This is a genomic window from Nocardioides sp. 503 (genome assembly GCF_004522095.1).
In the GTDB taxonomy this organism is placed as follows: Bacteria; Actinomycetota; Actinomycetes; order Propionibacteriales; family Nocardioidaceae; genus Nocardioides.
On record NZ_SPUI01000007.1, the window covers coordinates 88638 to 111368 of the forward strand.

A 22731-nucleotide genomic window follows, 5' to 3' on the forward strand; every position below is an offset into this window, starting at 1 on the left:
ATGGCCACCAAGAAGGACCTCGTCGAGGCCTACTCGTTCAGCCGTCGCCGGCTCGTCACCGCGTTCGTCTCGGGCGCTCCCGGCGGCCGCGAGGTGGAGCCCACCAAGCCCGGCCGCACCCTGGTCGGGGGGCTGGCCCTCGCCGTCCTGCTGATGGCCGGCGCGGCCATCGCCGGGGTGCTCAAGCCCAACACCGACGTCCAGTGGGACGAGCCGGGGCTGATCCTGTCCAAGGAGAAGGGTGCGGCCTACGTCATCCTCGAGCCCGACGAGGACGGCAACGACCAGGTGCGTCCGGTCATCAACGTCACCTCGGCCCAGCTGATCCTGGGCGCGGACGTGAAGCCGAAGGTCGTGCCGCAGGAGAAGATCGACACCAAGATCCCCGGCGCCGACATCGGCATCCTGGGTGCGCCCGCCACCGTGCCCGACACCGACTACCTGGTGGAGAGTGGCTGGACCGCCTGCACGGGCGACGGGTTCGGGGTCAAGCTCGACGTCCGCGAGGACCCCGACGCCGACCCCGCCCAGGGTGCCGGGGCGGTCGTGGAGGCCGCCGACGGCTCCTTCTACGTCATCGGCCAGTCGGCGGCGGAGGGTGAGGAGACCGGCGCCTACCGCTACGCCCTCCCGAAGACCCCTGGCGTGGACAACGTCCTGAGAGAGCTGAAGCTGCCCTTCGTGGACGAGGCGCCCCAGGTGCCCACCGACTGGCTCGACCTGTTCCCCTCCGGCGGGGACCTGGCCTTCGACAGCTTCGGCCTCAAGGGCTTCGGCACGCCGTCGAAGGTCGCCGGCAAGGGCGGCCTGCCCGCCGACGCCAAGGTCGGGGACTACTTCGAGATCGAGGGCGTCCTCACGGTGGTCACGGCCACCAGCCTCGCCGAGTTCAGCCCGTTCGCCCGTGCCGTCTACCTCAACATCAAGACGCCTCGGCAGCCGCGCAACCTCGGGCTCACCGAGCCCCCCGACGTGCGGCGCCAGAAGCCCCCCTACTCCGCCGCGCGCTGGCCGGAGCTGCTGGTCACCGACACCCCCGCCGAGCCCTGCGCCCAGCTGGTGCCCGAGCGCGGCGAGAAGCCGCGGGTGCTGCTCGCCGGCTCGCCCGGGAAGGATGCCAGCGCCGCCGAGGTGGACCCCGCCCAGCACGACGTGTCGGTCCAGGAGGGCCGCGGCGCCTACGTCCTGTCCGGCGGCTGGGACTCCCCGGATGTCGGCGAGCCGTTCCTCGTCGACTCCAAGGGCTCCAGCTACGCGCTGCTCGGCACCGACGCCGTCACGAACCTCGGTTTCGAGACGTACGACGCGCCGGTGGTGCCGCGCAGCTGGATGCAGCTCTTCGACCCCGGGGCGGCGCTGTCGGTCAACGCCGCGCTGTGCCCGCCGGTCCGCCCCGGCGACACCGGGCCGCAGGACGACGACCCGGCTGCCGAGTCGGCCGAGGAGGGCCGCTCGTGCGAGTGACCGTCCCGCTGCGGGGCGCCGTCGTCGCCGGGCTGGCGCTCGGCTCGCTCGTGGTGGGCGCGGGCGCGCCGGCGTACGCCGCCGACGTGAGCTGCGAGGACGTCACGCTGCAGCAGACTCCCGCCGTCACCACGACGGCGCTCAGCGCTCCCGCGCGGCTGATGCAGGTCGCCGAGGCCCAGCGCATCGCGGCGCGCTCCGGCACCGAGCCGGGCGCGGGAGTCACGGTGGCGGTGCTCGACTCGGGCGTGGCCCAGTCCGACCGGCTCGAGCCGGTGCTCCAGGGAGTCTCGTCGGGCAAGAGCACCGAGCTGCTCGACCCCCAGGGCACGGCCGTGGCCGGGCTGATCGCGGGCCGCGGCAAGCCCGACCAGCCCATCGGCATCGCCCCGGGGGCCAGGATCATGGACGTGCGCGTCTACGACCGCAACCAGGCCAACGACCCCGCGGCCGAGCTGGAGCCCAGCATGGACCGGCTGCTGGCCGGTCTCCGTCAGGTCGCCGCCCTGCCACGGGGCGCCGTCGGCGTGGTCAACGTGTCGCTGACGCTCACCCTGCCCGAGGAGCTGCGCGACGACCTGCGCGACGTGCTCGCCGACCTGGCAGCCAAGGACGTGGTGGTCGTGGCCGCCACCGGCGACCGCCCCGAGGAGGGCCAGCCGCTCTACGCCGACTTCGGCTACGCCGAGCGCGAGGGCGAGGACGCCGGCAAGCCGCCGCCGGGCGAGGACGCCCGCGGGGGGACGTGGCCCGCCTCGGCTTCCAACGTCGTCGCCGTCAACGCCACCGCGACCTCCCTGGTCGAGGACGAGGTGGTGCCCGGCGACGCTGCGAACGAGGTGCTCCGCAGCTCCGCGACGGACGTCGCCGCGCCCACGCGCGACGCGGTCTCGCTCGGGATGGACGGCGCCAGCACCTGCCTGGTCAGCGACGTGTCGACGGTCTACGCCGCCGCCGAGGTCTCGGGGGTCGTGGCGCTGCTGCGCTCGACGTTCGACGAGTCCGCCCCGCAGATCGTGGCCCGTCTCACGAGCTCGGCCACCGGGTCGCCCACCTCCTCCAACGTCCTCACCGGGCACGGCGTGGTGCAGCCCGTGGAGGCGCTGACGCTGGCGAGCACACCGGGCAGGAAGGGTCAGCTGTCCCGCACGACGATCGTGGACGAGGGCAACGAGCGGGCGCAGGTGCCGCGGGAGAAGGTCGACGTGCTCGCCAGCACCAAGCGCAACGCCGTGTGGTGGGGGCTGCTCGCCGGCGGCGGTCTCGTCGTGGCGATGCTGCTGCGCCCGGTCCTCGCGCGCCGGCGCGACTGAGCGGCTCGTGGGCGGGAGCCGGCTGGGCCGTCGTCGCTAGGGTCGGGAGGTGACCAGCACCGACGCCGAGGACTTCCTCGCGGTCAGCGAGGAGCTCGAGGGCTTCCTGATGCTCTACCGGTTCGGGCTGGAGGAGATGCTGACCAAGGTCAACATCCTCAAGCAGGAGCTGACGCACACAGCCAGCTACGACTGCCCGATCGAGCACGTGACGTTCCGCCTGAAGCGCACGACCGCCCTGGCCGAGAAGGCCCGGCGCCTGGGCTGCACCACCCTCGACGACGTGCGCGAGCTGGTCTCCGACATCGCCGGCATCCGGGTGGTCTGCAGCTTCGTCAGCGACGCCTACACCGTGCTCGAGATGCTGAAGCGGCAGCCGGACGTGACCGTGGTCGAGATCAAGGACTACATCGCCGAGCCGAAGCCGAGCGGCTACAAGAGCCTGCACCTCATCGTGGAGATCCCGGTCTTCCTCTCCGACCGCACCGAGGCCGTGCGGGTCGAGATCCAGATCCGCACCGTCGCCATGGACTTCTGGGCCAGCCTGGAGCACAAGATCCACTACAAGTACCAGCGCGCGGTGCCCGAGCGGCTGCGCGAGGAGCTCGCCGGCGTCGCTGCCGCCACCGACCGGCTCGACCACCAGATGGAGCAGCTGCACCGCGACTCGCGACGCCCTGGCGCCTGAGGCGACGCGCTCAGCGTGGGGCCACGAGGACGCCTCGCCGGGTCACCCGACGAAGCGGTGCCGGGGTGGCGGGCCGCCGGCCTCCGCCTCGGTCTGGGCCCGGAGCAGCGAGCGGGCCATGGCCCAGATCACCGCCTGCGAGCGGCTGCTGACCCCGATCTTCCCGTACGCCGTCCGGATGTAGGTCTTCACGGAGTTGATCGACAGGACGAGGGTCTCGGCGATCTCCTGGTTGGAGTACCCGTGGCCGATCATGGCGATGATCTCGCTCTCCCGTCCGCTCAGGTGCGGGCTGCGCCGGTCGGCCGCGAGGTCGGCGGAGCGATCGAACGGGCTCGGTCGGAGGAGAGGGGATCGGGACATCGGAGACCTTCGTCGAGCCCTAGAGGGTGTTCCTGAGGTGGCTCCACCAGCCTCCTCCTGCCGCAGGACGGCGGACAGGGCAGAACCTATGCAACTTCGCGCACGTCCTGCATGAGTCTCGTCGTTCGGCCCACGCACGGCCGGCTCCCGTCGAGGACGGGAGCCGGCGGTGTGCTGCGAGTGGCGGAGGATAGGGGATTCGAACCCCTGAGGGCTTTCACACCCAACCCGCTTTCCAAGCGAGCGCCATAGGCCACTAGGCGAATCCTCCGCCGGAGACCCTACCGGGGCCGTGCCGGGCGGTGAAATCCGCTCCCCCCGGGTCCCGGTTCGCCGCCGTCGGTGGATCACCTAGACTCTGGGGCAACCCCCCGTGTGGCGGTATCTCGCTCAACTCCCCCAGGGCCGGAAGGCAGCAAGGGTCGGCGGGCTCTGCCGGGTGCACGGGGGGCCTTTTCACGTCACGCCCCCGCGCCTGAGCATGCGAAGGCGCGGATCCGGGCGCGACCCGTCTCGAGACCCAGTCGGTGACCGGAACGAGCCCGCACCGACCGCCGCACCCGCTGTGCAGCCGCCCGCTACCAGCTGTCGGACGCGGTGGTTAGGGTCTGTACGTGGAGTCACCCCTGGCGCTGTACCGCCGCTACCGCCCCGAGACCTTCCAGGAGGTCATCGGGCAGGAGCACGTGACCGAGCCGTTGCGGGCGGCGCTGGCCAACAACCGGGTCAACCACGCCTACCTCTTCTCCGGCCCGCGCGGCTGCGGCAAGACCACCTCGGCGCGCATCCTCGCCCGCGCGCTCAACTGCGAGCTCGCCCCCGTCGCCGACCCGTGCGGCGAGTGCGACAGCTGCGTCGACCTGGCGCGCGGCGGCCCGGGCTCGATCGACGTCATCGAGATCGACGCCGCCTCCCACGGTGGCGTGGACGACGCGCGCGACCTGCGCGAGAAGGCGTTCTTCGCGCCGGTGCGCAGCCGCTACAAGGTCTACATCATCGACGAGGCCCACATGGTGACGACGCAGGGCTTCAACGCCCTGCTCAAGCTGGTGGAGGAGCCGCCTCCGCACCTGCGCTTCATCTTCGCGACCACCGAGCCCGACAAGGTCATCCCGACCATCCGCTCGCGCACCCACCACTACCCGTTCCGGCTGATCCCGCCGCGCCTGCTGTCGTCCTACCTCACCGAGCTCTGCGCCCAGGAGGGCGTCAGCATCGAGGCGGCCGCCCTGCCCCTCGTGGTGCGCGCCGGCGCCGGGTCGGCGCGCGACACCCTGTCGGTCCTCGACCAGCTGCTCGGTGGCGCCGGGGCCGAGGGTGTCACCTACGCGCTGGCCAGCGGGCTGCTGGGCTACACCCCCGACACCCTCCTCGACGAGGTGGTCGACGCCTTCGCGGCCGGCGACGGCTCGGCGGTCTTCGGGGTCGTCGACAAGGTGATCGAGACCGGGCAGGACCCGCGCCGCTTCACCGAGGACCTGCTGCGCCGCCTGCGCGACCTGGTCATCGTCTCCGCGGTCCCCGACGCGCCCGCGAGCGGGCTGATCGACGTCTCCGAGGACCAGGGCGAGCGCCTGGTGTCCCAGGCGGCGCGCTTCGGCGCCGCCGAGCTCACCCGCGCGGCCGACCTGGTCGCGACCGGCCTGACCGAGATGCGCGGCGCCACCGCCCCGCGGCTGCTCCTGGAGCTCATCTGCGCCCGCGTGCTGCTGCCGGGCGCCGACCACTCCACCGACGGCGTCCTGGCCCGTCTCGACCGGCTCGAGCGCCGCGCCGCCATCAGCGGCACCCCGTCGCCCGAGCCCGCCGCGCCTCCGGTGCCCGCGCAGGACCGGCCGGCCCAGGCGCGCCCCGCGCCCCGCGAGCCGGAGCCCGTCCCGACCCCCGCTCCCGCCGTCACGCCCCCGCCCGCCCGCGAGCCGGTCTCGGCCACCCCGCCCGCGCCCACGGCCCCGCCCGTCCAGGTCGTCCCGGAGCAGCCCGCCGCCGACCCCGTCCCGGAGCCCGCAGCCGCCCCGGCGGCCGAGCCCGCGGCGCCTGAGGCACCCGCGGCGACGGCCGGGTCCAGCACGCTCTCGCTCGTCGACGTACGCCGGCTGTGGCCCGACATCGTCGAGGCCACCAAGCAGCGGCGCCGCGTCACCTGGATCCACCTCACCCAGCACGCCCAGGTCGTGGCGGTCGACGCCAGGACGCTCACCCTCGGGTTCTCCAACGGCGGGGCCCGCGAGTCCTTCGACAACGGCGGCAGCTCCGAGATCGTCCGGCAGGCGGCCATCGACGTCGTGGGCGCCGACTGGAAGGTCGAGACGATCGTCGACCCGGGCGCGTCCGCCGACGTGCCGCCGCCGGCCGCGGCGCCCACGCCCGAGCCCGCGCCCCCGCGACCCGCCCCGCCCGTCGCCCGCGACGAGGTCGAGGCCCCTCCCGCCTGGCTCAGCGACGACGACGGCGGCGACCCGCCCCGCGAGCCCGAGCGTCCCGGGCCCGAGTCGGTCAACGCCGCCCGCGAGGCCATCTTGACCACCCGGCCCGCCGGCGCCGACCGCAGCCAGGCCCCGGGCCTCGCCGAGGCCGACGCCGACGCGCACCCCGACGACCTGGACGCCGACTCCGACGAGCTCGGGGGCGCCGACCTGCTGGCGCGCGAGCTCGGCGCCCAGGTGATCGAGGAGATCCCCCACTCATGACCCTCCGCCGCCCGCACGACCACCGCCCCACCGACCACGAGGTGACCTCACGATGACGACCGAGAACCCGTTCGACGCCCTGGGGGGCGGCGGCTTCGACATGAACGCCCTCCTCCAGCAGGCCCAGCAGATGCAGGAGCAGCTCCAGTCCGCCCAGGAGCGGCTGGCCGACACCGTCGTGGACGGCACCGTCGCCGGCGGGGCCGTGACGGTCAAGGTCAGCGGCGTCGGCGAGCTCGTCGGCGTCGAGATCAAGGCCGGCGGCTTCGACGGCAGCGACGCCGACGACCTGAGCGACCTCTCCGACATGATCGTGGCCGCCTACCGCGACGCCAAGGCGCAGGTCGACGCGCTGGCCGCCGAGGCGCTGGGACCGCTCGCCGGGGGTGGCGGCCTGCCCGGCATGCCGTCCTCGGGCCAGCTCGGGTTCTGAGCGACCTTGTACGAAGGTGTCGTCCAGGACCTGATCGACGAGCTCGGCAGGCTGCCGGGCGTCGGTCCCAAGAGCGCGCAACGCATCGCCTTCCACCTGCTCCAGGCCGAGCCGGTCGACGTACGCCGTCTGGCCGACGTGCTGATGGAGGTCAAGGCGAAGGTCCGCTTCTGCTCGGTGTGCTTCAACGTCTCCGAGGACGAGCAGTGCCGCATCTGCCGCGACCCGCGCCGTGAGCCCGCGGTGCTGTGCGTGGTCGAGGAGTACAAGGACGTCGTGGCGATCGAGCGCACCCGCGAGTTCCGCGGGCGCTACCACGTGCTGGGTGGCGCGATCTCGCCGATCGACGGCATCGGTCCCGACCAGCTCCGCATCAAGGAGCTGATGCCCCGGCTCAACGACGGGGTGGTCACCGAGGTCATCCTCGCCACCGACCCCAACCTCGAGGGCGAGGCCACCGCGACGTATCTCACCCGCCTGCTCAGCCCCATGGGCTTGCAAGTCACGCGCCTGGCGAGTGGACTTCCGGTGGGCGGCGACCTCGAGTACGCCGACGAGGTCACCTTGGGACGAGCTTTCGTAGGAAGACGGGCAGCCGAATGAGTGAGAAGACCATCGACCACGCGACGGAGGACTTCGCCCAGTCGATCGCCGACAGCGTCGAGAGCTTCCTGATCGCCCTGCGCGCCATCAGCCGGGAGGCCACCTCCGGGCAGGCCATCTCGCTGCTGCTCCTGGAGATCAGCCAGGTGCTGCTCGCCGGCGCCCGGCTGGGCGCCCAGCAGGACTTCACGCCCACGGCCGACTACCAGCCCGACGTGGGCCCGGAGGCCGATCTCGACGAGATGCGGCTGCGCCTTGCCGAGCTGCTCGGCAACGTCGACACCTACAGCTTCGTCTTCGACCCCTACGTCCCCGACGTGGTCGAGAGCCAGCTCTCCGACGACCTGACCCAGATCGCGAGCGACCTCGAGAACGGCCTGCGCCACTACCGCCTCGGCGACGTCGCCGAGGCGCTGTGGTGGTGGCAGTTCTCCTACGTCGCCTCCTGGGGCAACCTCGCGGGCGCCGCGCTCAACGCGCTGCTGTCCGTGGTCTCCCACGACCGCCTCGACGTCGACAACGACGAGGAGATCGAGCAGATCGTGGCCGCCGAGGCGGTCTTGGACGGCGACCCGGTCTGACCTGCGCACTCGGTAGGATCGGGGTAGTCCTTCCCCGATCCCAGGAGTGAGCCCGGTGGGCATTGTCGTGCAGAAGTACGGCGGTTCGTCTCTGGCCGACGCCGGCCGCATCAAGGAGGTCGCGCGCCGCATCGTCGAGTCCAAGAAGGCCGGCCACGACGTCGTGGTGGCCGTCTCTGCGATGGGCGACACGACCGACAACCTGCTCGAGCTCGCGGAGGGCGTCAGCCCGCTGCCGCCGGCACGCGAGCTGGACATGCTGCTCACCGCCGGCGAGCGGATCTCGATGGCGCTGGTCGCCATGGCGATCTCCGACCTGGGGTTCACCGCGCGCTCGTTCACGGGCTCCCAGGCCGGCGTCATCACCGACTCCGCCCACGGCCGGGCCAAGATCATCGACGTCACGCCGGGGCGGATCTCCGCGGCCATCGCCGAGGGCCACATCGTGATCGTCGCCGGCTTCCAGGGCGTCAGCCAGGACACCAAGGAGATCACCACCCTCGGACGCGGCGGCACCGACACCACGGCCGTCGCGCTGGCCGCCGCGCTCGGTGCGGCGTACTGCGAGATCTACACCGACGTCGACGGTGTGTTCACCGCCGACCCCCGCATCGTGCCCACGGCGCGGCGCCTCGAGCGGCTCTCCTACGAGGAGATGCTCGAGATGGCGGCCTCGGGCGCCAAGATCCTGCACCTGCGGTGCGTCGAGTACGCCCGCCGCTACGACATGCCGGTCCACGTCCGGTCCTCCTTCTCGCACAAGGAGGGGACGTGGATCACCCCCAGCCAACCAGGAGAAGTCCCCATGGAGCAGGCGATCATCGCGGGCGTGGCCCACGACCGCAGCGAAGCCAAGATCACCGTCGTCGGCGTTCCGGACAAGGTGGGCGAGGCGGCCCGGATCTTCGAGGCGCTCTCGGCGACCGAGGTCAACATCGACATGGTCGTCCAGAACGTCTCCGCCGCGTCGACCGGCCTCACGGACATCTCGTTCACGCTGCCGCGCGCCGACGGCCAGCAGGCGATGAGCGCCCTGGCCCGCATCCAGGACGAGGTCGGCTACGAGCAGCTGCTCTACGACGACCGGATCGGCAAGGTCTCCCTGATCGGGGCCGGCATGCGCTCGCACCCCGGCATCACCGCGAAGTTCTTCGCCGCCCTCGCCTCGGCCGGCGTCAACATCGAGATGATCTCCACCTCGGAGATCCGGATCTCCGTGATCGTCCAGGAGGCCCAGGTCGACGAGGCCGTGCGCGCCACGCACACGGCGTTCGAGCTGGACGCCGCCGAGGTCGAGGCGGTCGTCTACGGCGGGACGGGGAGGTAGTCATGGGTGTCCGCATCGGCATCGTCGGGGCGACCGGCCAGGTCGGCGTCGCCATGCGCCAGATCCTCGAGCAGCGCGGGTTCCCCGCCGACGAGGTCCGCTTCTTCGCCTCCGCGCGCTCGGCCGGCACGGTGCTGCCGTTCGCCGGTCGCGAGATCACCGTCGAGGACGCCGCGACGGCCGACCCGAGCGGTCTCGACATCGCGCTCTTCTCCGCGGGCGCGACGACCTCCCGCGCGCTGGCCCCGGCCTTCGCGGCCGCCGGCGTGACCGTGGTCGACAACTCCTCGGCGTTCCGCATGGACCCCGACGTCCCGCTCGTGGTCTCCGAGGTCAACCCGCAGGACATCGAGCACGCCCGCAAGGGGATCATCGCCAACCCCAACTGCACGACGATGGCCGCGATGCCCGTGCTGAAGCCGCTGCACGACGAGGCCGGGCTGGTGCGGCTGATCGCGTCGACCTACCAGGCCGTCTCCGGTTCCGGCGTCGCCGGCGTCGAGGAGCTGGCCGGTCAGGTCGCCGCAGCCGGCGACAAGGCGCGCGAGCTCGCCTACGACGGGGAGGCCGTCGCCTTCCCCGACCCGGTGAAGTACGCGCGCACGATCGCCTACAACGTGCTGCCGCTGGCCGGATCCATCGTCGACGACGGGCTCAACGAGACCGACGAGGAGCAGAAGCTCCGCAACGAGTCGCGCAAGATCCTCGGCCTGCCCGACCTGCTGGTCTCCGGCATCTGCGTGCGGGTGCCGGTCTTCACCGGTCACTCGCTGGCGATCAACGCGGAGTTCGCCTCGGCCATGACGCCGGAGCGCGCGCGCGAGATCCTCGCCTCGGCGCCGGGCGTCGAGCTCTCCGACGTACCGAACCCCCTGCAGGCCGCCGGCAAGGACCCGTCCTACGTCGGCCGGCTGCGCCGGGACCCGGGCGTGCCGGACGACCGCGGCCTCGCGCTGTTCGTCTCCAACGACAACCTGCGCAAGGGCGCGGCCCTCAACACGGTGCAGATCGCGGAGCTACTCGCGCGCCGCTGACTGCCGCTCGTCCTTCGCCGCGCGCTCCTCGACAGGAGCGGCGGGCTCCTTCGCGGGTTCGATGAAGGTCGTCGTGACCCAGTAGGAGAGCAGGTGGGTCAGCACGCTCACGAGCGGGATGACGACGACCATCGACCAGTGGTCGAGGACGTCGATGAGGAACAGCAGCGCCACGACCGCGGTCATGCCGGTGGCGAGGAAGCTGGTGCTCGTGGCGTCGGGCACGGCGAAGCGGCCCATCAGGACCGAGCCCACCAGGATGGCCGCGACGAAGATGAGGGCCAGCAGCGGGAAGCCCGCGCGGCCGCACGAGGTCGTGCCCTGCACGGCCTCGCAGCCTCGGAGCGCGAGGTAGGTGCCGCCCACGAGCACCAGCCCGACCAGCACGCCCGTCACGGCCGCGGCGACGCGGCCCGGCAGCGGCTCGCGGGGCGGACGCGGTGCCTTCGGCTCCTTGACCGGCTTCTCTGCCTTGACGGGCTTGGCGGTCTTGACCGGCTCGGCCTCCGTCGCCTGCCTCGAGGCCTTCGCCGCGACGGGGGCGGCCGGGACGTCGGCCGGGGAGGCGTCGGGCTCGACCTCGTCCGCGAACAGCGGCGGAGCCGGCTCCTCCTCCGCGAGCGTCACGGGGTCGGCGGCGACCGGCTCCGGCGCGACGACCTGGGTGGGCTGCTCGTCCGCGACCGGCTCGACGGGCTCCACGACCTCGGTCGGCTCGTCGGCCTCGATCACCTGCGTCGTCTCGGCATCGACGGCGACCGGCTCCGGCTCCGGCGTGGGCTCGGGCTCGGGCTCCGAGACGGGCTCGGGCTCCGAGACGGGCTCGGGCTCCACCTCGGGCTCGGTCGCGGCTTCGGGCTCCGGGGCCGCCTCGGCCTCCGGCTCAGGGGCGGGCTCCGGCTCGGCAGGGGGCTCCGGCTCCGGCGGCGGCGCCGCCGGCGTCGCGTCCTCGGGAGCGGCGCCCTTGCGGCCCTTCTTGCGGCCGAACAGGCGGGGCGGCTCGAGCCGCGCCGACGCGTCCTGCTGGTCCTCGTCTGACATGCGGGCAGTCTGCCACGGCGACGTCTCCACGGCCCGGAACGACGAGAACCCCGGACCGCAGGGTCCGGGGTTCTCGGGTTCCACTGGTCGGGCTGACAGGATTTGAACCTGCGGCCTCCTCGTCCCGAACGAGGCGCGCTACCAAGCTGCGCCACAGCCCGATCATGGGCTCGTTCCCCGTGAAGGGAGGTGAGCCCACAAGCACGGGAGCATACCCGAGCGCCGAGCGCCCCTCGCAATCGGTGGGGGTCCCGGGGACGGTGCTGCGTCAGGTCCGGGGGACCAGGGTGAGCAGGCTCGCCTCCGGGCGGCAGGCGACCCGGATCCGGGCGTAGGGGCTGGTGCCGAGACCGGCGCAGACGTGGAGCCACGCGGAGCCCGGGTCGCCCGGTCGGGAGTCGGCGGGGTGGCGGTGCAGGCCCCTGGCTCGGGCCGGCTCGAGGTCGCAGTTGGTGGTGAGCGCCCGGCCGCCCGGCAGGCACACCTGGCCGCCGTGGGTGTGCCCGGCCAGGACGGCGTCGTAGCCGTCGGCGGCGTACTGGTCCAGCACCCGGAGGTACGGCGCATGGGCGACGCCGAGCCGCATGTCGGCGGTGGGGTCGGCCGGCCCGGCGACCAGATCGAGCCGGTCGTAGCCGAGGTGCGGGTCGTCCACGCCGGCGAAGGCGAGCGTCGTCTCCCCGACGGTGACGGTGTCCTTGCGGTTCGTCAGGTCGCGCCAGCCCGCGCCGGTCAGTGTCTGGCTCAGCAACGGCCACGGCAGCTGCGGCACGTGGACGTGGCGCTTGCCGGTGTCGGGCAGCAGGTAGCGCAGCGGGTTGCGGAAGGTCGGCTCGTAGTAGTCGTTGGAGCCGTGCACGAACACTCCGGGCACGTCGAGCAGCGGTCCGAGCGCGTCGGTGACCACCGGCACGGAGTCGCGGTGCGCCAGGTTGTCGCCGGTGTCGACCACCAGGTCAGGCTCCAGCGCGGCGAGCCCGCGGAGCCACTCCTGCTTGCGGGTCTGGGCGGGCGTCATGTGGATGTCGCTGAGGTGCAGGACCTTCAGGGGTCGCTGTCCGCGGGGCAGGACCGGCAGCTCGTAGCGGCGCAGCGTGTAGGCCCGCGCCTCCCAGGCGGCGTACGCCGTCAGCCCGGCGCCGGCGAGGGTCCCGGCTCCCAGCAGGTGCGGGAGAATCCGGAGGCTGGGCATCCGCCCAGGCTGCCACAATGGTCCTCATGAGTGCTCTCAAGGACCGTCTGCGTGCCGACCTCACCACCGCCATCAAGGGTCGTGACGAGGTGCGCTCCTCGACCCTGCGCATGGTGCTGACCGCCATCACCAACGCCGAGGTGGCCGGCAAGGAGGCCCGCGAGCTCTCCGACGACGACGTCATCGGCGTGCTGTCGAGCGAGGCCAAGAAGCGCCGGGAGGCCGCGACCGCCTTCGCCGACGGCGGCCGCGCCGAGATGGCGGCCAAGGAGAAGGCCGAGGCGGCCGTGATCGCCGACTACCTGCCCGAGGTCCTCACCGCCGAGGAGATCTCGTCCCTCGTCACCGCGGCGATCGAGCAGACCGGCGCCGCCGGCGAGGGCATGCGGGCCATGGGCAAGGTCATGGGCATCGTCACCCCCCAGGTCAAGGGCCGCGCCGACGGCGGTGCCGTCGCCGCGGAGGTACGCCGCCAGCTCGGCTGACGCCGCACCGGCCCGCCCACGGGGCCAGCGATCGGGTCAGCGACCGCCGCGGCCCCCGCGTCCGCCCTTGGGCCGCTTGCCGGTGGAGGTGTAGATGACGACCGTGTCGCCGCTGGCGAGCTCGACGCCGGCCTCGGGGTCGGTGTAGGCCACGGTGCCCTTGGGGTAGTCGGAGGCCTTGGCGCCGGCGACGTTGACCGTGAAGCCGAGGTTCTCCAGCTCGTTGCGGGCGTCGTCGACGCTCATCCCGCCGACGTCGGGGATCCCGGTCAGGACCCCGCGGATGTCGGAGCTGCTCGGCTTCTCGAAGTCCTCGTCGTCGAGCCACTGCTCGATGACCTTCATCGCGTCGCCCCACATGGGGCCGGCCAGCGTGGAGCCGGCGGCGGAGGCGACGTAGGACGGGCCGACGGTCTGCCCGTTGAGGGTGATCTTGGTGCCCTCCTTGTTGGCGCCGGCGATCATCGAGGCGGTGGCGAGGTTGGGGGTGTAGCCCACGAACCACACCGCCTTGTTGTCCTGGATGGTGCCGGTCTTGCCGGCGGCCGGCTGCGCGGTCTGGATGTTGGCGCTGTAGCCGAAGCCACCGGGCTCGAGCACGCCGCGCAGGACGTCGTTGACCGCGTCGGCCACGGGGCTCGGCATCACCTGGGTGCAGCGCGCGGGGTACTTCTTCAGCGCGTTGCCATTGGGGTCCATGATCGCGGTGACGGGGCGGGCGTCGCAGTGCAGCCCGCGGCCGGCGAACGTCGCGTAGGCCTCGGCCATCTCGAGCGGGCTGACGTCGGCCACGCCGAGCGTGAACGCCGGGATCATCTCGGTGTCGGGGTCGGTGAGCTGCACGCCCATCTTCTTGGCCAGCGTGAAGGGCTCGCAGATGCCGGTGCGCTGCTCGAGCTGGGCGAAGAACGTGTTCACCGACAGGCGCGTGCCCTGGTAGAGGTCGAAGTTGCCGGAGCTGGTGGAGTTCTGCGGCTTCCAGATCTCCGAGCTCGCGTAGCTCTCCCCGTCGCAGACCTCGAAGTCGCCCTGGTCGAGGAAGACCTGCTGGGGCGAGTTGATCCGCTCCGACAGCGGGATGTCCTGGTTGACCGCGGCCGCGAGGACGAACGCCTTGAAGGTCGAGCCGGCCTGGAAGCCGTTGGAGTCGCCGTACTGCGAGGGCACGACGAAGTTGAGGTAGGACTCGCCCTCCTTCTTCTTGCGGCCCATCGGTCGCGACTGGGCGATCGCCTTCACCTCGCCGGTGCGGGGCTCGACCATCGCGAGCGCGCCGATGGCGTCGTTCTCCTTGTAGACGTGGGAGCGCACGGACTCGTCGGCGGCGTCCTGGAAGCGGAGGTCGACCGTGGTGCGGATCGTGAGGCCGCCGGACTTGAGCAGGCGCTCGCGCTCCTCGGCGGTCTTGCCCAGCGAGCGGTCCTTCATCAGGTAGTTGAGGACGTAGTCGCAGAAGAACGGCGCGCGCGAGTAGACGCAGCCGTTGCGGGTCTTGCGCACCTCGAGCCGCAGCCCGCGCTCCTTGGTGCGGTCGGCCTTCTCCTGCGGGATCACGTTGAGCTGGGCCATCCGGTCCAGCACGATGTCGCGCCGCTGCTTGGTGCGGTCGGGGGAGTTGGTCGGGTCGAACTTGGTGGGGTTCTGGACCAGGCCCGCGAGGACGGCCGACTGGTTGAGGTTGAGGTTGCGCGCGTTGACGTTGAAGTAGTGGCGCGCCGCCGCCTGGATGCCGTGGGCGCCGTCGCCGAAGTAGGCGGTGTTGAGGTAGCGCTCCAGGATCCAGTCCTTGGTGTGGCTCTCCTCCATCGCGATGGCGTAGCGCAGCTCGCGCAGCTTGCGGGCGTAGGTCTGGTCGATCGCCGCGGCCTGCTCCTCGGGGGTGTCCGCCTGGCTGAGGAGGGTCAGCTTGACCAGCTGCTGGGTGATCGAGGAGCCACCCTGGACCACGCCGCTGGAGGCCGAGTTGGTCAGCAGCGCGCGCAGCGTGCCCTTGAGGTCGAGCGCCCCGTGCTCGTAGAAGCGGTAGTCCTCGATGGCGACGATCGCCTGGACCATCGTGCGCGAGACCTGGTCGAGCGAGACGTTGACGCGGTTCTCGTCGAAGATCGTGGCGATGGTCTCGCCCTTGCGGTCCAGGATGCGCGTCTTCTGCGGCAGGTCGTCGGCCTCGAGCTCGGTCGGCAGCTTGTCCATGCTGTCGGCGACGTTCTCCGTGGCGACGCCCAGGACGGCGGCGAAGGGGATGGCGAGGCCGGCGACGACGACGCCGAGGACGGCGGAGACCGCCACCATCACTCCGAGGTGGGACAGCACCTTGGAGGAGGAGAGACGCTCAGAGCGGGGGCGAGGCATGGCCCCTAGGGTACGGGAGCGGCGGGAGCGGGCGATTTCCTCGCGGCCGCACCCCCAGGGCCATGCTGAGGAGCATGGACTAGTCATTTGTGACTATAAGAGGTGGGCCGACTAGGCCTTACGGTGCGACCCGAACGTCCTTTACTTTGAGCGCAATGGGATCGGGCCGGTGAGGCGTCATGGGGACGCACCACCACCCGAGGATGTGGGGACATCGATCATGTGGGTAGAGGACTGGGCGCCGCGCGCCGCTTGCAGGACCACGGCACCGGACCAGCTGTTCGTCCGTGGCGCCGAGCAGAACAAGGCCAAGCAGCTGTGCTCGGGGTGCCCGGTGCGCACCGAGTGCCTCGCGGAGGCGCTGGACAACCAGATCGAGTGGGGCGTCTGGGGAGGCATGACCGAGCGCGAGCGCCGGGCCCTGCTGCGCCGTCGTCCCGCCGCCTCGTGGCGCACGGTCCTCGAGACCGCCCGCGCCGACATCGCGCAGCCGGTCCCGGTCTGACCCGACGCCGCGCCTGAGCCGACCCGCGAGGGGCGGCTCAGCCCTGGCGTACGGCGAGCAGCTCGCCGACGCGCCGCAGGCCGTCGAGGTCGTGGACGTCGCCGGCGAGCGCCGGGACGACCGCGGTCGCGACCTGCGGGTGCGCGGCGTCGAAGCGCCGCCGCAGGCGGGCCTCCCGCTCCACGAGGCGGGTCTGGTCGGCGTGCAGGCGCAGCATGCCCGCCGTCGACGAGTGCGGGTCCTCGCGCCGCAGGCGCTCGGCCGCCGCCATCGCCTCGTCGGCCGACACGGTGCCTGCCGGCACCGGGCTGGCGCGGTTGACGATGAGCCCGGCCAGCGGCATCCGGTCCTCGCTGAGCCGCTCGACGAAGTAGGCCGCCTCGCGCAGGGCGTCGGGCTCCGGCGCGGCGACGACCAGGAAGGCGGTGCCCTCGGCCTGGAGCAGGGCGTAGGTCTTCTGCGCGCGCTGGCGGAAGCCGCCGAAGACGGTGTCCAGCGCCGCCACGAACGTCTGCAGGTCGCGCAGCACCTGCGCGCCGAGGATTCGGGTCATGGCGTTGGTGATGATGCCCAGACCCGCGGTCATCAGGCGCGCCGGTCCGCGCGCCGGCGCGAGCATCAGCCGGATGAACCGGCCGTCCAGGAAGCTCGACAGCCGCTCGGGGGCGTCGAGGAAGTCCAGCGCCGAGCGCGAGGGCGGGGTGTCGACGACGATCAGGTCGTAGGTGCCGTCGGCGACCGACGTGCCGTGGATCTGCCCGAGCTTCTCCATCGCCATGTACTCCTGCGTGCCCGCGAACGAGCTGGAGAGGGCGATGTAGAAGGGGTTCTGCAGGATCTGCGCCGCCTTGTCGGGGCTCGCCTGGCTCTCGACCACCTCGTCGAAGGTGCGCTTCATGTCCAGCATCATCGCGTCGAGCCGGCCGCCGTCCGCCGTGTCGATGTCGGCGACGGGGCGCGGGGTGTTGTCGAGCTCGGCGATGCCCATCGACTGCGCCAGGCGACGCGCGGGGTCGATCGTCAGCACGACCACCTTGCGACCCCGCTCGGCCGCACGCAGGGCGAGCGCCGCCGACGTCGTGGTCTTGCCGACGCCGCCGGAGCCGCAGCACACGATGATCCCCGTGGCGGGGTCGTCGAGAAGGGCGTCGACGTCGAGGGCCGGGGCGCGGGTGCCGCGCGGGCCGACGCGGGTGCGGCTCTTGGTCATGAGCTCATCCCCTGCGCCCGCAGGCTCGCGGCCAGCTCGTAGAGCGCGCCGAGGTCGACGCCCTGGGCCAGCCGGGGCAGCTCGTAGGTCGGGACGCCGAGCCCACCGACCAGCACGCGCTGGGAGTCCTCGAGCGCGCGGCGCTCCGCGTGGTCGCGGGCCTCGGCGAGCAGGCCGTCGACCAGGCCGGTGTCGGCCTCGATCCCGGCGGCCTCGAGGTCGGAGGCCACGCGGGCGCGGTCGAGGGTGCCGGCCCGGGCGACGGCGAGGTCCTCGGCCGAGAGGTCCTGGGGTCGCACGAGGTTGACGACCACCCCGCCCACCGGGAGGTCCGCCTCGCGCAGCTGGGCGATGCCGTCGGCGGTCTCCTGCACGGGCATCTCCTCCAGGACCGTCACCAGGTGCACCGCGGTCCGCGGCGAGCGGAACAGCGTCATCATCGTGTCGGACTGCGACTTGATCGGTCCGACCTTCGCCAGGCCGGCGAGCTCGTTGCTGACGTTGAGGAACTGCACGATGCGACCGGTGGGTGGGCCGTCGAGCACGACGGCGTCGTACTGGATGGCGCCCTTGTTGCGGCTGTTGCGCTGGACCGCCTCGAAGACCTTGCCGGTCAGCAGGACGTCGCGCACGCCCGGAGCGATCGTGGTGGCGAACTCGATGACGCCGAAGCGGTCCAGGGCGCGGCCGGCGCGACCGAGCTTGTAGTAGAGGGAGAGGTACTCCAGCAGCGCGGCCTCAGGGTCGATGTGCAGCGCGTGCACGACACCCGGCTCGCCGTCGGCGCCCGGCAGCCCGGTGGTGAGGCGCCGCTCCTCGGGGGGCAGCGGGTCGACGTCGAACATCCGAGCGATGCCCTGGCGGCCCTCGACCTCGCAGAGCAGGACGTTCTTGCCGCTGTCGGCGAGCGCCAGGGCGAGCGCCGCGGCGACCGTGGACTTGCCCGTGCCGCCCTTGCCGGTCACGACGTGCAGTCGCACCTTCGGCCAGTCGCTCACACCTCAGAGCCTAGTGAGTCGGCCCAGCGGCGGGATCGGCCCTAGCGGCGCAGCATGCGGGTGAGGTCGTGCGCGGCCTGGAGGAGGACGGCCCCCAGCTCGCGCCGGCGGTCCTCGCCGAAGCGCTGCTCGATGCCGGTGAGGCTCAGCGCCCACGCGGGCCGGTCCTGGCCGTCGAAGACCGCCGCCCCCATGCCCCAGCTGCCGGGCACGATCAGGCCCGGGTTGACTGCGTAGCCCTCGCCGCGGGTCGCGGCCACCCGCTCCCTCACCCGGTCGGCGCGGTGCTGCTCGCCGTACGACGCCGCCAGGTCGGTGCGGGCGAGGAAGTCGTCGACCTCGGGGTCGGGCAGGTAGGCCAGCACCGCCATCCCGGCCGACGCCACGCCCAGCGGGAAGCGGGTCCCCTCGGCGAGCACGTGGGAGCGGATCGGGAAGCTGCCGTCCTCGCGGACCAGGCAGATCGTCTCGTCGCCGCGGCGGGCGGAGAAGAACGCGCTCTCGGCCGTGGCCACCGCCAGCCTGCGGACGACCGGCTGCGCGAGCGCCGTGACGTCGTAGCGGGCGGAGGCCGCCGCGCCGAGGAGGTAGAGCTCGGGCCCGAGCAGCCACCGCCCGGTCGCCTCGTCGCGCTCGAGCAGGCCCTCGGCCTGCAGGGAGGCGAGCAGCCGGTGCGCCGTGGGGCGGGCCAGCGAGGTGGCCCGGGCGAGCGCCGAGGTCGACGCGCCGTCGGGCTCACGGGCCGAGACCGCGCGCAGCAGGGCGCCGGCGCGGCCCACGACGTCGACCGGGGCGTTCACTGGATGGACGCTACCGGAGGCGGTGGTCCACTGTGCGAGTGATGCGCGTCTGGTGGGTGGCCACCCGTTGACGGGCGGGACCCGGATGGATTGGATCGGCCCATGGACAAAGTGGTCACCTCCGCGGCCGAGGCCGTGGCCGACATCCCCTCCGGGGCGACGCTCTCGGTGGGCGGGTTCGGACTCTGCGGGATCCCGTCCGTGCTCATCGACGCGCTGCTCAGCGCCGGCGTCGACGAGCTCGAGGCGGTGTCCAACAACTGCGGCGTCGACGACTGGGGCCTGGGCCGGCTCCTCGCCGAGCGTCGGATCCGGCGGATGATCTCCTCCTACGTCGGGGAGAACAAGGAGTTCGCGCGCCAGTACCTCTCGGGCGAGCTCGAGGTCGAGCTCACCCCGCAGGGCACGCTCGCGGAGCGGATGCGTGCCGGCGGCTCCGGCATCCCGGCGTTCTTCACCGCCACCGGGTCGGGCACGCAGGTCGCCGACGGCGGCCTGCCGTGGCGCTACGACGACGCCGGCAACGTCGTCGTCTCCTCGCCGCCCAAGCAGATCCAGACGTTCGAGACCGCCGAGGGTCCGCGCGAGTTCGTGCTGGAGCACGCGATCGTGGCCGACTTCGGCCTGGTGCGCGCCTGGAAGGGCGACCGCCACGGCAACCTCGTCTACCGCGACTCCGCCCGCAACTTCAACCCGCTCGCGGCGATGTGCGGACGCGTCACCATCGCGGAGGTCGAGGAGCTCGTGGAGCCCGGCGAGATCGACCCCAACCACGTGCACACCCCCGGGGTCTTCGTGCAGCGCGTCGTCGCGCTGACGCCCGATCAGGCCGCCGACAAGCGGATCGAGAAGCGCACCGTGCGCACCCGAGCGGCAGGAGCCGGAGCATGAGCTGGACCCGCGAGGAGATGGCCGCGCGCGCGGCCTCCGAGCTGACCGACGGCTCCTACGTCAACCTCGGGATCGGCCTGCCGACCCTGGTGCCCAACTACGTCGACGACGACGTGGAGCTCGTGCTCCAGTCGGAGAACGGCATCCTCGGCGTGGGCGCCTACCCCTGGGAGGGCGAGGAGGACGCCGACCTCATCAACGCCGGCAAGGAGACCGTCACGCTGCGGCGCGGCGCGAGCTTCTTCGACTCCGCCACGTCGTTCGGCATGATCCGCGGCGGCAAGATCGACGCCGCGATCCTCGGCGCGATGCAGGTCTCGGCCCGCGGCGACATCGCCAACTGGATGATCCCGGGCAAGATGGTCAAGGGCATGGGCGGCGCGATGGACCTGGTCCACGGCGCCAAGCGGGTGATCGTCCTGATGGAGCACGTCGCCAAGGACGGCACCTACAAGATCGTCGAGGAGTGCTCGCTGCCCTACACCGGCCGCGGCGTCGTCCAGCGGATCATCACCGACCTGTGCGTCATCGACGTGACCCCGGAAGGCCTGAGGCTCGTCGAGCTGGCTCCCGGTGTCACCGAGGACGAGGTCCGCGAGAAGACCGAGCCCGCGCTGCTGTAGCACGGCGGCTTCCCGGCGGATGGGGGGACAGTCCGCCGATGTCACGTAGCGGACGGGCTGTCTCGTCACCAGGGCATGGACACCACGACGCACACGGCGGCAGCGGGAGTGCTCACGGCAGCGGCGGTCTACGTCGGCGCGTGGGCCTCGCTGGCACCCCGCTCCTTCTACGACGACTTCCCCGGGCTGAACCGGATGTGGGTCGGGGGCGACGGGCCCTACAACGAGCACCTCGTCCGCGACGTGGGCGGGCTGTACCTCGCGCTCGCGGCGGCCGGCCTCCTCGGTCTGCTCTGGGGCGGGTCCCACGTGACGACGCTGCTCGGCGCCGCCTGGACGGTGTTCTCCGTGCCGCACCTGGGCTACCACGGCCACCACCTCGCCGAGATGGACACCCTGGACGCCGTCGGCAACGTCGTGACGCTGGGTGGGACGCTGGTCCTGGCACTGCTCCTGCTCGTGCCGGCGCGGAAGGAGGCGCAGCGATGAGGATCGCCGTGGCCGGTGGCACCGGCGTCGTCGGCCGCCACGTCGTCGAGGTGGCCCGCGAGCGCGGGCACGACGTGGTCGTGCTGTCGCGCTCGGAGGGCGTCGACCTGACCACCGGCGCCGGGCTGGCCGAGCGGCTGGCTCGCGTCGACGCCGTCATCGACACCGCCAACCAGGCGGCGCAGAAGCGGGTGGACTCCGAGGCGTTCTTCGGCGGCGTGACCCGCACCCTCCTGGACGCCGAGGCGGCCGCCGGCGTGCGCCACCACGTCGTGCTCTCGATCGTGGGGATCGACGACGTCGACTCTGGCTACTACGCCGGCAAGCGACTGCAGGAGCGCCTCGTCGCCGAGGGGCCGGTGCCGTGGAGCGTGCTCCGCGCGACCCAGTTCCACGAGTTCGCCGAGCAGGCGCTCCACTTCATGCGGGTCGGGCCGTTCTCGCTGGTGCCGCGGATGCTCAGCCAGCCGGTCGCGGCTCGCGAGGTGGCCGAGGCGCTGATGGCCCTGGCCGAGGGCGAGCCGGCCGGCCGGGCTCCCGAGCTCGCCGGCCCCGAGCGGCTCCAGGTGGTCGACCTCGCCCGCCGGGTCGCGCGCGGGCGACGCGTCGTCCCGGTGCGGGTGCCGGGCGCCGCCGGGAGGGCGATGCGCTCCGGCGCGCTGCTGCCCCAGTCCGACGGCCCCCGCGGCACCCTGACCTTCGACGCGTGGCTGGCCGGCCGGTGACCGACCTCCTCGCGGCGGCGTACGACGCCGAGCGGCCCCGGCTGGTCCGCGTCGCCTACGCCATCCTCGGCAGCCACGCCGAGGCCGAGGACGTGGTCGCGGACTGCTGGCTGCGGCTGGTCGGCGCCGACGAGCGCGAGTCGGTGCGCGACGTCGCTGCGTGGGCGACGGTGACCGTCGCTCGAGCGGCGCTCGACGTGCTCCGCTCCGCGCGCGTGCGCCGGGAGTCGTACGTCGGTCCGTGGCTCCCCGAGCCCGTCGTCGTCGTCCCCGATGCCGCCGACCGGGTCAGCCTGGACGACTCGGTGCGCTACGCGCTGCTGGTCGCGCTGGAGCGGCTGACACCCGCGGAGCGGACCGCGTGGGTGCTGCACGACATCTTCGAGATGCCCTTCGACGAGGTCGCCGAGGCCGTCGGGCGTACGCCGGTCGCAGTGCGCCAGCTGGCCCGCAGGGCGCGGCAGCACGTCGCCGACGGCACACCCCGGGTCGCGGTCGACGCCGGCACCCACGACCGCGTGGTCGGGGCCTTCCTCGGCGCGGCCGCCGGGGGAGACCTGGCCGGGCTGGTCCGCCTGCTCGACCCGTCCGTCGTGCTCACCAGCGACGGCGGCGGGGTCGTCAACGCCGCGCGCCGGCCGGTGCTCGGTCCCGACCGCGTGGCCCGGTTCTTCGCCGGCGTCGCCCGCAAGGAGGGTCAGGTGGAGATCGTCGAGATCAACGGCCGTACCGGCCTGACCTTCCGCGTCGGCGGCCGGCTGCACTCGGTCGTGTCGTTCACCGTCGACGGCGAGCAGATCACCCGCATCGACATGGTTCTCGCGCCCGACAAGCTGGCCGGGGTGCCGTCCGCGCCGACCGCCTGAGGGTCGCGGCCGCAGGTCAGCTCCCGACGAACGTGCACAGGTCGTCGCCGCCCCTGTG

The 22731-nt window shown here is 72.6% G+C and carries 23 protein-coding genes, 2 tRNA genes and 1 other RNA gene; 17 read left to right on the forward strand and 9 right to left on the reverse strand.

Annotated elements, in window-relative coordinates; all coding sequences use genetic code 11:
• The 3 genes from E4622_RS18905 to E4622_RS18915 are packed head-to-tail and all read left to right on the forward strand — an operon-like array spanning position 1 to position 3465.
• The gene (locus E4622_RS18905; protein ID WP_134741009.1) at positions 1–1464 is read left to right on the forward strand and encodes a type VII secretion protein EccB; all 1464 of its coding nucleotides are present in this window, start codon (positions 1–3) and stop codon (positions 1462–1464) included.
• Positions 1455–2777, forward strand: coding sequence for a S8 family serine peptidase (locus E4622_RS18910; protein WP_134741010.1), 1323 nt, complete (start codon positions 1455–1457; stop codon positions 2775–2777). The genes E4622_RS18905 and E4622_RS18910 overlap by 10 nt, the downstream gene beginning before the upstream one ends.
• Before the next feature lie 49 nt (positions 2778–2826).
• Positions 2827–3465 carry a GTP pyrophosphokinase family protein gene (locus E4622_RS18915; protein WP_245156047.1) on the forward strand — a complete coding sequence of 213 codons (639 nt, stop codon included), beginning with the start codon at positions 2827–2829 and terminating at the stop codon, positions 3463–3465.
• A 42-nt stretch (positions 3466–3507) separates the two neighbouring features.
• Here the strand turns inward: E4622_RS18915 and E4622_RS18920 are convergent, their stop codons facing one another.
• A complete protein-coding gene (locus tag E4622_RS18920) occupies positions 3508–3828 on the reverse strand; it encodes a helix-turn-helix transcriptional regulator (protein WP_134741011.1) in 321 nt (106 codons plus the stop codon).
• Positions 3829–4009: 181 nt separating this feature from the next.
• Positions 4010–4099: transfer RNA gene (locus E4622_RS18925), tRNA-Ser, on the reverse strand.
• A 94-nt stretch (positions 4100–4193) separates the two neighbouring features.
• Here E4622_RS18925 and ffs point away from each other — a divergent pair.
• From ffs to E4622_RS18960, 7 genes are all read left to right on the forward strand, one after another.
• Positions 4194–4284: signal recognition particle sRNA small type (ffs, locus tag E4622_RS18930), an RNA gene on the forward strand.
• A 158-nt stretch (positions 4285–4442) separates the two neighbouring features.
• Positions 4443–6518: a DNA polymerase III subunit gamma and tau gene (locus tag E4622_RS18935; RefSeq protein WP_134741012.1), complete on the forward strand. Its 2076-nt coding sequence runs from the start codon at positions 4443–4445 to the stop codon at positions 6516–6518.
• Between the two features lie 52 nt (positions 6519–6570).
• On the forward strand, positions 6571–6951 hold the full coding sequence (locus E4622_RS18940) for a YbaB/EbfC family nucleoid-associated protein (protein WP_134741013.1): 381 nt from the start codon (positions 6571–6573) through the stop codon (positions 6949–6951).
• Positions 6952–6957: 6 nt separating this feature from the next.
• The gene (gene recR, locus E4622_RS18945; protein ID WP_134741014.1) at positions 6958–7554 is read left to right on the forward strand and encodes a recombination mediator RecR; all 597 of its coding nucleotides are present in this window, start codon (positions 6958–6960) and stop codon (positions 7552–7554) included.
• Positions 7551–8135, forward strand: coding sequence for a DUF5063 domain-containing protein (locus E4622_RS18950; protein ID WP_134741015.1), 585 nt, complete (start codon positions 7551–7553; stop codon positions 8133–8135). Before recR ends, E4622_RS18950 begins: the two co-directional genes overlap by 4 nt.
• A gap of 55 nt (positions 8136–8190) precedes the next feature.
• The gene (locus E4622_RS18955; protein WP_134741016.1) at positions 8191–9462 is read left to right on the forward strand and encodes an aspartate kinase; all 1272 of its coding nucleotides are present in this window, start codon (positions 8191–8193) and stop codon (positions 9460–9462) included.
• Positions 9463–9464: 2 nt separating this feature from the next.
• On the forward strand, positions 9465–10496 hold the full coding sequence (locus E4622_RS18960) for an aspartate-semialdehyde dehydrogenase (protein ID WP_134741017.1): 1032 nt from the start codon (positions 9465–9467) through the stop codon (positions 10494–10496).
• On the opposite strand, the gene E4622_RS18965 is transcribed toward E4622_RS18960, so the two are convergent.
• From E4622_RS18965 to E4622_RS18975, 3 genes are all read right to left on the reverse strand, one after another.
• Positions 10479–11537 carry a hypothetical protein gene (locus tag E4622_RS18965; protein ID WP_134741018.1) on the reverse strand — a complete coding sequence of 353 codons (1059 nt, stop codon included), beginning with the start codon at positions 11535–11537 and terminating at the stop codon, positions 10479–10481. The two genes, E4622_RS18960 and E4622_RS18965, sit on opposite strands and share 18 nt — an antisense overlap.
• Positions 11538–11621: 84 nt before the next feature.
• A tRNA-Pro gene (locus E4622_RS18970) sits at positions 11622–11698 on the reverse strand.
• 107 nt (positions 11699–11805) lie between these two features.
• Positions 11806–12729 (reverse strand): metallophosphoesterase, encoded by a 924-nt coding sequence (locus tag E4622_RS18975; protein ID WP_134741019.1) that lies wholly within the window; start codon positions 12727–12729, stop codon positions 11806–11808.
• Positions 12730–12755: 26 nt separating this feature from the next.
• On the opposite strand from E4622_RS18975, the gene E4622_RS18980 reads away from it, so the two are divergent.
• Positions 12756–13214, forward strand: coding sequence for a GatB/YqeY domain-containing protein (locus tag E4622_RS18980; protein WP_134741020.1), 459 nt, complete (start codon positions 12756–12758; stop codon positions 13212–13214).
• Between the two features lie 36 nt (positions 13215–13250).
• On the opposite strand, the gene E4622_RS18985 is transcribed toward E4622_RS18980, so the two are convergent.
• The gene (locus E4622_RS18985) at positions 13251–15566 is read right to left on the reverse strand and encodes a transglycosylase domain-containing protein (RefSeq protein ID WP_134741021.1); all 2316 of its coding nucleotides are present in this window, start codon (positions 15564–15566) and stop codon (positions 13251–13253) included.
• 220 nt (positions 15567–15786) lie between these two features.
• Between E4622_RS18985 and E4622_RS18990 the strand changes: the two genes are divergently transcribed.
• Positions 15787–16071, forward strand: coding sequence for a WhiB family transcriptional regulator (locus E4622_RS18990; RefSeq protein ID WP_134741022.1), 285 nt, complete (start codon positions 15787–15789; stop codon positions 16069–16071).
• 37 nt (positions 16072–16108) lie between these two features.
• On the opposite strand, the gene E4622_RS18995 is transcribed toward E4622_RS18990, so the two are convergent.
• From E4622_RS18995 to E4622_RS19005, 3 genes are read right to left on the reverse strand one after another with little or no spacing between them, the layout of a single operon-like run.
• Complete coding sequence (locus E4622_RS18995) at positions 16109–17281, reverse strand: ArsA-related P-loop ATPase (protein WP_134741023.1); 1173 nt, start codon at positions 17279–17281, stop codon at positions 16109–16111.
• Complete coding sequence (locus E4622_RS19000) at positions 17278–18279, reverse strand: ArsA-related P-loop ATPase (RefSeq protein WP_134741024.1); 1002 nt, start codon at positions 18277–18279, stop codon at positions 17278–17280. The genes E4622_RS18995 and E4622_RS19000 overlap by 4 nt, the downstream gene beginning before the upstream one ends.
• Positions 18280–18320: 41 nt before the next feature.
• Complete coding sequence (locus tag E4622_RS19005) at positions 18321–19079, reverse strand: IclR family transcriptional regulator (protein WP_134741025.1); 759 nt, start codon at positions 19077–19079, stop codon at positions 18321–18323.
• A 102-nt stretch (positions 19080–19181) separates the two neighbouring features.
• On the opposite strand from E4622_RS19005, the gene E4622_RS19010 reads away from it, so the two are divergent.
• From E4622_RS19010 to sigJ, 5 genes are all read left to right on the forward strand, one after another.
• The gene (locus E4622_RS19010) at positions 19182–19970 is read left to right on the forward strand and encodes a CoA transferase subunit A (RefSeq protein WP_134741026.1); all 789 of its coding nucleotides are present in this window, start codon (positions 19182–19184) and stop codon (positions 19968–19970) included.
• Positions 19967–20593 carry a CoA transferase subunit B gene (locus tag E4622_RS19015; RefSeq protein WP_134741027.1) on the forward strand — a complete coding sequence of 209 codons (627 nt, stop codon included), beginning with the start codon at positions 19967–19969 and terminating at the stop codon, positions 20591–20593. The genes E4622_RS19010 and E4622_RS19015 overlap by 4 nt, the downstream gene beginning before the upstream one ends.
• A gap of 75 nt (positions 20594–20668) precedes the next feature.
• The gene (locus tag E4622_RS19020; RefSeq protein ID WP_134741028.1) at positions 20669–21082 is read left to right on the forward strand and encodes a hypothetical protein; all 414 of its coding nucleotides are present in this window, start codon (positions 20669–20671) and stop codon (positions 21080–21082) included.
• Complete coding sequence (locus E4622_RS19025) at positions 21079–21807, forward strand: NAD(P)H-binding protein (RefSeq protein WP_134741029.1); 729 nt, start codon at positions 21079–21081, stop codon at positions 21805–21807. Before E4622_RS19020 ends, E4622_RS19025 begins: the two co-directional genes overlap by 4 nt.
• Positions 21789–22673, forward strand: coding sequence for an RNA polymerase sigma factor SigJ (gene sigJ, locus E4622_RS19030; protein ID WP_134741030.1), 885 nt, complete (start codon positions 21789–21791; stop codon positions 22671–22673). Before E4622_RS19025 ends, sigJ begins: the two co-directional genes overlap by 19 nt.
• Positions 22674–22731 lie beyond the last annotated feature (58 nt).